General features: G+C 46.0%; 11 protein-coding genes. 1 reads left to right on the top strand and 10 read right to left on the bottom strand.

The features are described from left to right. Positions 1–129: 129 nt before the first annotated feature. The 10 genes from C12CBH8_RS05175 to C12CBH8_RS05130 form a co-directional block, all read right to left on the bottom strand. Positions 130–1,785 (bottom strand): Hsp70 family protein, encoded by a 1,656-nt coding sequence (locus tag C12CBH8_RS05175; protein WP_090263392.1) that lies wholly within the window; start codon positions 1,783–1,785, stop codon positions 130–132. Between the two features lie 50 nt (positions 1,786–1,835). Next, a complete protein-coding gene (locus C12CBH8_RS05170) occupies positions 1,836–2,846 on the bottom strand; it encodes a hypothetical protein (protein WP_215533695.1) in 1,011 nt (336 codons plus the stop codon). Positions 2,847–2,864: 18 nt separating this feature from the next. Further along, the gene (locus C12CBH8_RS05165; protein ID WP_215533694.1) at positions 2,865–4,502 is read right to left on the bottom strand and encodes a TRAFAC clade GTPase domain-containing protein; all 1,638 of its coding nucleotides are present in this window, start codon (positions 4,500–4,502) and stop codon (positions 2,865–2,867) included. A 36-nt stretch (positions 4,503–4,538) separates the two neighbouring features. Further along, positions 4,539–4,820 carry a helix-turn-helix transcriptional regulator gene (locus tag C12CBH8_RS05160; RefSeq protein WP_090263397.1) on the bottom strand — a complete coding sequence of 94 codons (282 nt, stop codon included), beginning with the start codon at positions 4,818–4,820 and terminating at the stop codon, positions 4,539–4,541. Positions 4,821–5,033: 213 nt separating this feature from the next. Continuing rightward, positions 5,034–5,789 carry an ABC transporter ATP-binding protein gene (locus C12CBH8_RS05155; RefSeq protein WP_090263398.1) on the bottom strand — a complete coding sequence of 252 codons (756 nt, stop codon included), beginning with the start codon at positions 5,787–5,789 and terminating at the stop codon, positions 5,034–5,036. After that, positions 5,782–6,822 (bottom strand): FecCD family ABC transporter permease, encoded by a 1,041-nt coding sequence (locus C12CBH8_RS05150; RefSeq protein ID WP_246441760.1) that lies wholly within the window; start codon positions 6,820–6,822, stop codon positions 5,782–5,784. Before C12CBH8_RS05150 ends, C12CBH8_RS05155 begins: the two co-directional genes overlap by 8 nt. Next, entirely contained in the window at positions 6,770–7,762 is a 993-nt protein-coding gene (locus C12CBH8_RS05145; protein ID WP_246441759.1) for an ABC transporter substrate-binding protein, read from the bottom strand. Before C12CBH8_RS05145 ends, C12CBH8_RS05150 begins: the two co-directional genes overlap by 53 nt. Before the next feature lie 16 nt (positions 7,763–7,778). Continuing rightward, positions 7,779–8,552 carry a sirohydrochlorin cobaltochelatase gene (locus C12CBH8_RS05140; RefSeq protein WP_171846194.1) on the bottom strand — a complete coding sequence of 258 codons (774 nt, stop codon included), beginning with the start codon at positions 8,550–8,552 and terminating at the stop codon, positions 7,779–7,781. A gap of 149 nt (positions 8,553–8,701) precedes the next feature. Continuing rightward, positions 8,702–9,292 carry a cytidylate kinase-like family protein gene (locus C12CBH8_RS05135; RefSeq protein ID WP_090263404.1) on the bottom strand — a complete coding sequence of 197 codons (591 nt, stop codon included), beginning with the start codon at positions 9,290–9,292 and terminating at the stop codon, positions 8,702–8,704. A 455-nt stretch (positions 9,293–9,747) separates the two neighbouring features. Continuing rightward, entirely contained in the window at positions 9,748–10,539 is a 792-nt protein-coding gene (locus tag C12CBH8_RS05130) for a ZIP family metal transporter (protein WP_099321904.1), read from the bottom strand. Between the two features lie 284 nt (positions 10,540–10,823). Here C12CBH8_RS05130 and gpmA point away from each other — a divergent pair, with 284 nt between their 5' ends. Then, the gene (gene gpmA, locus C12CBH8_RS05125) at positions 10,824–11,570 is read left to right on the top strand and encodes a 2,3-diphosphoglycerate-dependent phosphoglycerate mutase (protein WP_215533693.1); all 747 of its coding nucleotides are present in this window, start codon (positions 10,824–10,826) and stop codon (positions 11,568–11,570) included. Positions 11,571–11,572: the final 2 nt, after the last annotated feature.

Genomic DNA, 11,572 nt, shown 5'->3' with positions numbered 1-11,572 from the left:
TGCGCCTGATCTGGGACTTATCAGAGCGCACCCTTTCGTTTTACAGCCAAATCCATCCAGCAACTAGGTTCTACCGTATCCAAAAGATGTGCTCAAAAATCAGCAGCACTTTTCCCAGCTTATACTGGTTTATTCGCCGGATACGCTCAACTGATTGACGGCACTGTTCGCCATATCAATATCGGAATCCATCCGCAATGTGGTTTCCACTGTCTCTCCGGTGGATAAATTGACTGCTTTGACATATACACCAATGGCATCCACCTGGAAATTCACCTCAATGGGAGAGCCTTTTGCCGTGTTGGGAGGTAAAAGCATCTCTAGAGTACCCAATAGCTTCACATTGTGAGCCGGATCGGTAGGCTGTTCCTCCCCCAAATTGTTGACGCAGGGAGTGAGTGAATCCAGAATACACATGTTTTCAAACACTCGCAGCACAATTTTTTCCATGTTGTCGGCTGCTGTAAAATAGGTCTTGACAGCCGATGCCGGCATAACATCCCCCATCTTTATGATGTTGTCCACAATGTAGTCCATATTTTCATTTAAGACGCCGGGGCCAAAAGAACGAGGGGTTTGATCCTCAATAATGCCGGTTGGAGCTGAGGTCGTGATTCCGCTGCCTACGCCGGCGGAAGAACTTCCGGGTTCCTCTTGACCGCCTTGTCCTCCCGTAGTTCCTGCTTGCTGTTCCTTTTCCTGGATCTCTTCCACCAGCATGCTGGCATAGATAGCTGCGCCTTTCGCCACAGCACGGTCGGGATCTTCAATCTGGACTTTGCCCGGGAACCGTGCTTCCACCGCCGTCCGGATCATGGGCATGAAGGTGGAACCTCCTACCAAAAGTACGGTATCGATGTCAGGATTACCCGCTTTCTGGAGAGTCTCTTCCACATAGTTCATGGTCTGGGCCACTTTATCGGAGGTCAAATTTTCAAACTCCTGGCGTGTAATCTGGACATTAGTCATGGAACCATTGACATTGATTTTGACTTTAGCGGTATCGCTGTCGCTCAAACGCTTTTTCGTAGTCTCCACCCTGCTTCGGATGATTTGTTTTGTTTCCACATCAATTTCATCCGGGGTAAGTCCGTTCTCGTCGCAGCAAGCCTGCATAATATAATTGAACAAAGCGTCATCCCAATCTTTACCGCCCAACAAGTCGTTGCCGCCGGTGGTGATGACTTTGATCTTTTGCACTTCATTGCCTTCCTCATTGGTCACCAGCGACATCTTGACAATGGTGACGTCAAAAGTACCGCCGCCCAGATCGTAGACTAAGATCGTGCGTTCCTCCTGGAACTGTCTGGCACAATAACTCAGCGCCGCTGCAGTTGGTTCGTTGATGAGGTTTAATACGTTCATGCCGGCAGCTTCACCAGCTTTACGGGTGGCATTTCTCTCCTCCAGGCCGAAATAAGCCGGACAGGTAATGACTACATCATCTACGGTACCGCCCTGCTCTTCCACCATCTGTTTGAGACGCTTTAAAATCAGGGTGCTGATTTCTACAGGTGTATAGGTTTTCCCGTCAAATTCACGGACCGGAGCATCTGGTTTTCCGATCTCTCGTTTCACAAACTGAACCACGCGATCCCCATCAGTCTCCACCATGTCTTTTGCACTATTGCCGATGATGACATTGTCCGCACTTTCAAAAAATACTGCCGATGCCAATGTATCGCTTGCATCAATCTGATTGCGGATAACCTCCGGATTTCCATTTCGATCCAAGGTAGAAATGCAGCAGTAAGTCGTTCCAAGGTCAATACCATGTGTACTCATAATATAAATAATCTCCTTTCACAACACTATTGTAATAATAAACATGTAATTTAACAATCTTCCTCTTGCTGAGATTCCGATATCACCGGCTCCGGCACAACAGGAAACGTTTCCTCAGGTTCATTGTCTTGTGCTTCGATCGGCTCCAATGCGGAGTCATACACATAAACATCCACAAATTCAGGGTATAAAACCGTTCTTCCACGTACAACCCCTGGTTTACGGCTATTTGCTACGGTATTATGTAGCTTTTTATCTCCAGTTGGGATCTTCTTGACAACTTTACATATCCTAGTCTGGCGCACTTCCCCCACAGGAGTTCTACACACCTCAGCCTCGTAGTCGGCTAAAAGATCGGCCATCTGTTCAAACATAGCCATCAGATTTTTGGATACACGGGATTCCAGTTGCTCTTCCAGCAAACTGTGGTATTCTACATACAGAGTAGCAATCTCTTTTAAAATGGGATTAAACTGTTCTCCATTGCTTTGAGCTTTTAATTCATCCAGATCGTGCTGCATACCTTGACGAACTTGAATTTGAAAATTAGCGTTTTCCCGCAAAGTCTGTGCGATCTGGCGATCGTTGCGGTCCTGCTTCTCTGCAACTGCCTGGAGCATCGCTCCAAAAGATTGAAGTTGTTCGGGTGAAATCGTCTCTTTTTCCGTTTGCATCTTTGTCCTGCTCTGCAGGCTGCGTTGTATTTCATCTATGCTCTGGCTCAGGCTTTGATCCTGCTTTAAAAGCCGCTGGTTCAGGTCTTCTACACTCTGATTGACCCTGTAGATCTGGTTCTGAACGTCTTGCAGCATAGAAGACAGTTCGTCCATGAATGCATTGTCCTCTGCCGGAGCGTCCTTGACTTTTGTCTGATCCCATCCCGGCCCCTGCGCAAAGGAAGGCATCGGGGGCATCGGATCAAAAGATTGTCCGTCTGGATTTGGTATCACTTCCTCTTCTTTTTCGCAAAAGATAGGATCGGGACTAGCATCTTTATCCGGTACATCGTTTCCGCTGGACGCATGCATCATATCTTTTTTCAATTTTTTGTCCATTGCCATAGTATTACATTCCTCCTTTTATACCGCTGTATCAATCGGTTCGCCAACAAGGTCCGCAAAGTTTTTATCCGCCAAAGGGAGCATCCATTCTACTGCATCCATTACACCCCATGGCTCATATTCTGAACCATCCGGTGTATGTCCCATGGCACTGGCTGGAAAATAATGCAGATTGCTAAACTGTGTCTCCAAGCTTTCCACTGTAGCCGACAAGCCGATATCCAACAAGAAATTGCGGCATTCTTCATCTCTGACCTGCTGTACCGACTGATACTTCTCAGGATTTTTCCGCAGGATACTCTGGATCTTAGCCGGTCCAATCACACGTTTTACCTCTTTGATATCCGCTTTAGCGATCACCACGGCGATAGGAATGTTACAGCGGGTATTGGCTTTGGCATGACCCGTCCGGATTAAGTAATTGATAAAATTAGTGGCTACATCTTCCGCCGCCATATCGCTGAAGTCCGAAAGGTCTCCGCCGTCTTCTATCCGACCGTTTCTAAGGTCTCCGCTGCTGAAGGGATCGATTAAGAAAATAAGGCCATCGCAATAGTGGAACTGTTGCTGTTGAACCTGACTGTCGGCGGTAAAGCCGTCGAACATCTCCCCAGCGATGTCATAAATGGAAAACTGACGGCGTACTCCTAAGTCGCTGTCCACAAGCAATGGGTACATCTGTGAATTAAGCTGCGCGGTAGCTGGACAGTCGATGCCCTGATACCATTGTTCCAGCTCTTGAAAATAGGGACGGTATTGTTCCGCTATGGTGACTTGAATGGATTTTTTCGTTGAAAGTTTCTCCAGATAATTGTGAAAAAAGGCCGCCATAAACACCGTTTTCCCCGCTTTGCTGCCGCCTACCAGCTGAAATACTATGGGGCGGGCGTTAGAGGCCACTAGGGATGCGCTACAGTCTGGACAAAAGGCTTCTAATTTAGAACGTCCGTTAAAAAAAGTCGCAGGTAGTTTCTGCCCGCAGGTACATGTGTGTTTCCAGATGCCATAGGGGCCGGGTACCAACTTCTTATGAACCTCACCGCATTTGGGACACATAAAGTGGGGAATCAGAAAATGACTGTGGCAGTTGGGACAATCTGAACGAATCTTGTTTTTAACAAGGTAAAGCCGGTCCACCAGCCATGTCACCGAGAAAAGCACATAGGTCAAAAGCATAAACACTGTAGTAATCGAACCGTGGATCAGGCTGAATACCACACATAAGACGCTCCCCACCAAAAAGATAATGATGTAAGACACCAGCTGATAAATCCATGCTCCGACCGTTTTGCATGCCCCCAATATGCCTCCCGTTCTTTTAAACTTGGCAGCTGTGGCGTTTACTTTTCTCCCGGAGTCGGCATTGAATCGGAATGCAGTCTTTATCGTCCTGCCGAGCTGAACGTACCCTGGACCGAAAAAATAACTCCGTATAGCCGGTTCATCACCTTTTTCCCAAGTCCAATGCAGAAGATGGACCTCTTGTTTGATGGCCTTTATGTAATTCTTAAGGGCTGTAAACAGTCCCATCAGAAGCGCAATGCATGTGATAATTACAGCTACAATTCCCGCTCCGGCAGCCACAAAAGGCAATGCGTATTCTACAAATAAATAAATTCCTAAAATGATGAGCCCTAATCCGATAAGTTCTGCCATAAAACTCACACCCTCCTGAAATCAACCTGCGTAATATTACGTCAGCACCTCATTTACCAATTCCATAATATGCCCGCTGTTTTTCAGCATAACGGCTGTTTTGGGATTGTGGTAGAAAAATGTGACCATCGATAAACAGGTATTCCATCCCATAGCTCTTTTTTTGCACTCAATTGCATTATATGTCTGCCTAGACATCCCTAATTTATCGGCTATCTCCTCCTGGGATAGCCCCAATTTAGCCCTAAGAGCCGGAAGTTCATCGGTCATTTCTACAACACACAGCATTCTTTTCGCATCGTCAATTATTTCCGCCATATCATCGCCCTTTCTTCTTTCTATACCGCATTTTCATTGCTTATTATTTTACAAAATGTCGCAAAATTTGTCAATCATATTCTTCTCTATCGAAAGAGTTTCTGGGTTTTTACCATATTTACGTATCTTAAAATAGTAGAGTTTCAACAAAGAAATTTTATGATTGCTTCCCCTATCCCACAAAAAAAGACCAACCTGTGCTGAAAACACAGATTAGTCTTTTTGCGGCGTGAAGTAATAAGCCTCTTCTGCCTGATGGGTACAGACTTGAAAAACGCGATCCAACTGCTTCTGATAAAACAAAGCCTCTGGGGTATCGTCAGCTACAAGCCGTCCTTCTTCCAGCAATACAATCTTATGGCTATACCGCAGGGCATGGGATAAGTCATGCAACACCATGACAATGGTTTTTCCTTCCTGATTGAGCTTTTGTAAAAGCTCTAAAAGTTCAAATTGATGCTTTAAATCCAAATAGGTCGTCGGTTCATCCAAAAAGATAATATCCGGATCCTGGGCTAAGACCATGGCGATATACACCCTTTGCCGTTGACCTCCGGACAACTCTGTCAGTTCTCTCAAGGCCCACTGGGAGACTCCGGTGGATTCCATCGCCTTCTGCACCGCCTGGCGATCTTGAGACCTCATTTTCCGGGAAAGTCCCAGATATGGAAAACGGCCATGGGAAACCAACCGTTCCACAGTAATAGAGGGTACGTTTCTCATCTGCGGCAAAAAAGCTGCAGTACGTGCAAACTCCTTGCGTTCATAGCTTTCAAGGGGACGATGTCTGAGAAAAATCTCCCCTTTTACCGATGGAAGCTGTCTGGCTGCGGCACGCAATAACGTAGTCTTCCCACATCCATTTGGACCCACTAAAGAGGTAATCTTGCCCTCAGGAATGGAAAAACACAGATCTTTTAAAATGGGCTCTCCTCCGTACCCGGCTGTCACATGGCAAAATTCAACCATAAACACGACTCCTTTTATGCCGCAGGAGCAGGAATAAGAAAAAAGGTCCTCCCAAAAGGGACATCACAATACCCACAGGCAGTTCAAAGGGTGCAAACAGCATCCTTGCCAGCAGGTCACAGAAAATTACGAATACGCCACCCAACAGGGCTGAAGCCGGTAAAAGCCAAACATTGTCATTTCCAATCAGACGTCGGGCTGCGTGAGGAATCAGAAGTCCAACAAAACCCAGAAGTCCCGCAAAACTGACGGCCGCTCCTGCCAACAAGGCTGCTGCCACAATGGCTAAAAACCGGGTGCGTCCGATGTGGAGTCCCAGACTGGCTGCGCTCTCCTCCCCCAACTGCAAAACATTAAGATCAGTGGCCAAAAGTGCTGCCATCACAAGACCGATCAGAAGATATACAATCGCTCCCTGAATAGCGGAAAACGTCACCCCAGAAAATCCGCCTAACATGAACCCTGTCGCGCCGATTACTGCATCAGGATACAGAAGGGTGATGGTATTAATGCCCGCTGTCAGCATGCTGCTGACGGCAATGCCCGCTAAAACCAGCGTTGTTCTGGAAAGACCAGCTCTTGAGGCCAAGGCGTAGATCAAAAGAGTGGCCAGCAGAGCACCCAAAAAAGAAGCCGCTGATACAAGGCCGGCTACTTCTGGAAATACAATGGCCGCTAACAAGGCAAAAAATCCTGCCCCTGCATTGACTCCGATGACGCTGGGACTCGCCATGGCATTGTTAAGGACCGACTGGATCAATACACCTGCCACAGCCAATGCACATCCAGCCAAAAGACAGGCCAATGTCCGAGGAAGACGCACATGCATCACCACTCGCCAAACAGTATCTCCTTGATCGCCCGCCTTCAGGGAGGAGATAATTTGTCCCATCGTATAATTTTGACTTCCACAACGGATACTGGCTAAAATCGCTGCACAGAGTAAAACCACCAGGATTCCCAGCATCGCCCATTTTCCTTTACTGGATTTCGGCGGCAAGATCCGGATATAAGATCTTCGCAAGATAGGCATAACTTTCCCCCCAGAGGGCATTTGGTTTATAGTGGAAGAGATCCTTGGGCAAGACAATATAACGTCCGTTTTTCACTGCTGAGAGTCCCGCCCAAGCCGGATTGCTTTCCAAATGGTCCTCCATATAGGCCAGGGCCTTTTCCTCGCTGGAACCCATTGTAACTACAAAAATAAAATCCGGATCAGCAGCGATGATCTCTTCAACACTCACATCTTCCAATAGGCTCTCGTACTGAGAAACCAGATTGTCCGCCCCTAAGTCGCGCAACATAACGCCTGCTAGATTGTCCTCCCCTTTCGCTTTAGCACCGCTGGAGAAGGCTCGAATCAACAGTGCCGATGGATGAGGTTGTCCTTCCACTGCTTTGAGTGTGGCGTCGATTTGCTTTTGTATCTCCAGGCCATTCTTTTCGTAAAGGTCTTGACGCCCGGTCATGGAACAGAATTGTTCCAGCATATCTAAGTACTGCGAGAATTCATCCACTCGATAATAAGCATGGACAATGCCTGCATCGTTTAGTGCTTGATGTAGGTCGACATGTTCGGCAGTATCGGCAGATAAGATGAGGAAATCCGGATTTAAAGCCAAGATCTCTTCTAAATTAGGCTGCTGGACTGTGCCTACAATAGCAACATCGTCTCCTAAGTCCAGATTTCGTTCTTTAACAGCATCATTTGTCGTACCGGTAAGCTGTCCTCCTGCCAAAACCCATGTCTCCCCGAAACTTCCGTAAAGAGAAACCACTCGGCTCCAACTGTTTACCGTCACCTCGTATCCCAGAGCATCGGTGAAGGTCACCGGCTGGGAAGCGGAGTTTTCATCCTGTGAGACGCTGGAGTTTTGCGGCTGGACAGATGATTGTCCCCCATCCTCTACTGTACATCCTGTGAAGAAAGCCAACGCAATCAACATTACTGCAACAATTCGAAAACCGCGCAAAGGATACCCCTCCTTGTTATCTTCTTTCCATACATTTTAATTGTCCCATAACCTCTGTGAGATGCCGTACCATCAATTGCTGTATTATCGGTGTTCCGCCAAGCCCCTTTATGGTACAACGCACCTGGTACTCAGCTTGTTCCAACTTGGATTTCCAGCTGTCCTTTTCCCCTGCAATGTCGCGGCAGGCATGCTTTCCCGCCGTCATCATCAAGGGAACCAAGTGCAAATCTGTGCTTGGAATGCACGACAACCATTTTATCACATTCTTAAAATCAGGCCAACCCTCTATTGTGCCGATCACAATATCATCCCGGCCCATAGTGTGAAAGATCCCCTGCAAGGCAGGATATACCACATTGGAAAAACAGTCTGTCCCGTGGCCGACCATCACCAATGTCTCGCCTTCTTTGTTTGGATACATATTATTCAGCCCTTCGGCAAGATATCTTAAATCGCCCGTGCTTGAAAGCAGCGGATCAGCCAAAAGCAACTGCGTGAATCTCGGTTTCCATTTATCCACGCACGCCTTAATTTCGCGGTATTTGACACCATCCAATAGATAGGTAGATTGTACAGCAATGTGTGTGTATCCTTCTTTTTCCAAACGGCAAAATGTTTCATCCAGTCCCAAAAGAAAAGCCTTTCCTACCGATGAGGCATTGGCCAACACCCGAAAAAAATCTACCCCTGGTGCAGCCTCTTTGATGACTTTGTCTATCGAATCCATCGCCTTTTCCGCATCAGGACAATTGACCCCCAAATGCACTGCTAATACCGCTTGTCTCACATCGATGTCCTCCCTGATTGATTTTATCTAGTAAAAAAGAGCGGTACGCCACTTTTTATGACGCACCGCTTTTTATGAATTTATTATATGTAGTTTGCCAAATAAAGTCAACCACCTTTATTGACTCAAGCAACTGTCAATTGGTCGCTTTAACCCATGAGCTGGGCAATTACATCGGCGCATTTTTCCAGACCAATAATGCCGCTGTCTAAACACAGATGATAATTTAAAGCCTCTCCCCAGCTTTGATTGGTATAATACTTGTAATAGGCTTTTCTCCTCTTATCTTTTTCAAGAATCTTCTTATCCAAGTTGGTACCCTTTTCCCCATAAAGCTCTATAATACGCTTTCTTTTAAAATCCATGTTGGCGTGAATGAATACATTAAGACAGTCGGTGCGTTCCCGCAAGATATAGTCTGCACATCGGCCCACAATTACACAAGGCGCCTTGTTTGCCAATTCTTCAATCACCCTGCGCTGGGCAAAATAGAGCTGATCTGAAACGGTATAATTATAATACGTTCCCCAGTTGCTCAAACTGAACAGCAGACTGTTTGTAGCATTGGTCTCCTCTCCGTGTTCTTGAATAAAGGACTGGGCAAATCCACTTTTTTCTGCAATCTTGGTTACCAATTCGTTATCATAATATTGGATGCCCAATTTTTCGGCCACCATCTTTCCAATTCTGTGTCCTCCACTGCCGAACTCTCGGCTGATGGTAACTATGCGAAAACTCATGCTAGGTCCTCCTCTCAATCCATTGGCGATAAGAAATGCACTCGTTTCTATACAAATTAACTATATCTCTTATCTAATTTTTATTTTAACACAGTTAAATGTCTAAAACAAGTCGTTTTGAACACAATTTTTATTGATCCTATCGTTTAAGTATATTTCAATAGGGCGTTCAAATAATAACTTTGAGGTGACCTAAATGCCCTATAAAAATCTGCATTCTCTGATTCAAAAAAGCCGAAGTTCTCGAAGTTATTTTTTATCCTTGCCCGTCCCCCTGCAGATGCAGCTTCATCAGCAAAATGACTTCATCCACACGGCGGATGATCTTCATCGTCAAACCGAATACATTCAAAGATATAACCATCAGGTAGAAGTCAGCCGGATGCTGTTTTAATATCTATACAAACGAAAGGAGAACCAATAAAATTGGCTCTCCTTTCGTTTTTTTGACATCTTTATCCCAGCGCAACGTCCAAAATCATCATAATTAGAAAACCTGACATCACACCAAGAGTCCCCACATTGGAGTGTTCTCCCAAATGAGCCTCCGGGATAAGCTCCTCGACTACCACATACATCATGGCACCGGCGGCAAACGATAATAGCCACGGCATCAAAGGCTGAATGGATCCCGCTATCAGCACCACCAAGATTCCAAAGATCGGTTCTACAATGCCCGACATACTACCATAAAGAAAAGCTCTTTTTGGGGAGATCCCTTCCTGCCGAAGCGGAAGAGAAATGGCAGCTCCTTCGGGGAAATTTTGAATACCAATGCCTAAAGCGAGCGCCATCGCTGCCGATAAGGTCGCAGAATCCCCACCATGCTGCGCCGCTAATGCAAAGGATAACCCTACCGCCATCCCTTCTGGAATGTTGTGCAGCGTTACAGCCAGCACCAATAAGGTTGTTCTTTTCCAAGAGGATTTTAGGCCTTCCGGCTTATTGGCATCCAAATGCAAGTGCGGAAGCAGTACATCCATCAACATGAGAAAGGCGATGCCGAGGACAAATCCACCTGCTGCCGGGATCCATCCGATCCCTCCTGTGGATTCGGCTTCTTCAATGGCTGGGATTAGGAGGCTCCATACCGATGCTGCGATCATAACCCCTGCTGCAAATCCTAAAAAAATCCGTTGGATTTTGGCGTTGACCGCTTTCCAAAAGAAAAATACCATGGCTGCGCCCAATGTCGTCATCAAAAACGTAAAACCCGTTCCAATGGACGCCCACAAAATAGGTTGCATTTGCTCTCCCCCTTTGTCCCATTTCTATTGTTAGCTTAAGCTAACTTAAAAGTATTATAATACATCTCCTGCAAAAAAACAACCACTCTTTGTAAGCATATTAAAATTAATGTTAAAATACGTCTGTTTTATGCCACAGCACTTGATCTTTTCCCAGAAAAGATGTATGCTTCTTTTGTAGTTAGTTATGACTAACTAAGTTTTTGCCTCTTCCCTTTTTGCATACAGAAGTCCCTTCTAGAATGCTGAAAAGGGTCAATCTATCTTGTAAAAGGAGCATGCATATGAGCTATCAATTGGTAATGATTCGGCACGGTGAAAGTCTTTGGAATAAAGAAAACCTCTTTACCGGCTGGACCGATGTGGATCTTTCTGAAAATGGAATAAACGAAGCAAATCAGGGAAGTATTCTTTTAAAGGATGCAGGATTCCATTTTGATGTTTGCTATACCTCTTACTTAAAGCGGGCTATCCATACGGCCAACTATGTATTGCAAGGTCTCGATGAGGAATGGATCCCCATGATCAAAACATGGAAACTCAACGAGCGTCATTACGGGGCGTTGCAGGGACTGAATAAATCGGAAACAGCCGCTAAATACGGCGAAGAACAGGTGAAAATATGGCGCCGTTCTTTTGATGTCTGTCCCCCTCTGCTGGATCAAAATGATTCCCGCAATCCCGCTTTACAGCCTATGTATCAATCAGTACCTTCCTCTGAACTCCCTCTGGCTGAGAGTCTAAAGGATACAGTGGCAAGAGTCATCCCCTATTATGAGCAATGCATCCGGAAGGATATCCAATCGGGCAAAAAGGTGCTGATCGCCGCCCACGGAAATTCTCTCCGAGCCTTGGTTATGTATTTGGATGGACTTTCTGCAGAACAAATTCTTGATCTGAATATTCCCACCGGAGTACCGCTTGTTTATGAATTAAACGACCAGCTGCAAGCTGTGAACCATCGTTATCTCGGTGATGAACAGCTGGTGAAAGCCAAAATGCAAGCTGTTAAGAATCAAGGATCCAAATAATA

This window comes from Solibaculum mannosilyticum (assembly GCF_015140235.1).
GTDB classification, from domain to species: domain Bacteria; phylum Bacillota; class Clostridia; order Oscillospirales; family Acutalibacteraceae; genus Solibaculum; species Solibaculum mannosilyticum.
Note: the sequence above shows the minus strand (reverse complement) of the source record. Positions and strands in the feature narration are given on the sequence as shown.